The sequence below is a fragment of the Bacillus sp. SG-1 genome (genome assembly GCF_000181495.1).
Classification (GTDB): Bacteria; Bacillota; Bacilli; order Bacillales; family Bacillaceae_B; genus Rossellomorea.
Genome location: NZ_ABCF01000186.1, coordinates 1 through 730 on the forward strand (window position 1 = coordinate 1; position 730 = coordinate 730).

The window sequence follows — 730 nt, forward strand, 5'->3', positions numbered from 1 at the left end:
ATATGGGGGTGCGTATGTCGCGTTGAACAGTAAATCAATCGGTGCGGACCTTGTTTACTCCTGGCCGAATGCTGAAATTGCTGTAATGGGACCACAGGGGGCAGCTAATATCATCTTTGCACGGGAAATCCAAAACAGTGATAATCCTGAAGAAGTCCGTGAGCAGAAAATCGAAGAGTATCGCGAGAAGTTTGCCAATCCGTATGTTGCTGCGGCAAGGGGAATGGTCGATGATGTCATTGATCCCCGTGAAACAAGGATCAAACTGATTCAAGGCCTTGAGATGATGAGAAACAAAAAAGAGGAGCGTCCGAAGAAGAAGCACGGCAATATTCCGCTTTAATAGCTTGATTGTAAACATTTGTAGACCTTCACTATAAAAGATATACTATTCTAGTGACTACATAACTGGAGGTAAAAGTATGATTAATCATGAACGTTTACTGAATGAATTCTTAGAGCTGGTACAGATTGATTCCGAAACAAAATATGAAGCGGAAATTTCCAAAGTCCTGACAAAGAAATTTGAAGACCTTGGAGTAGAGGTTTTTGAAGATGACACAATGGAACAGACAGGCCATGGTGCAGGCAACCTGGTTTGTACCCTTCAAGGAACTAAGGAAAGCGCAGATACAATTTACTTCACTTCCCATATGGATACTGTTGTCCCTGCGGTCGGTGTAAAGCCTTCAGTGAAAGACGGCTATGTATATTCTGATGGAACGACAAT

At 42.5% G+C, this 730-nt stretch carries 1 protein-coding gene and 1 pseudogene; both read left to right on the forward strand.

Annotated features, from left to right (window positions below):
- Positions 1 to 343 (forward strand): carboxyl transferase domain-containing protein (locus tag BSG1_RS19640; protein WP_006838999.1); only part of this gene is annotated, 343 nt, incomplete at its 5' end.
- A 79-nt stretch (positions 344 to 422) separates the two neighbouring features.
- A pseudogene (locus BSG1_RS19645) lies at positions 423 to 730 on the forward strand (hypothetical protein); the annotation flags it as partial.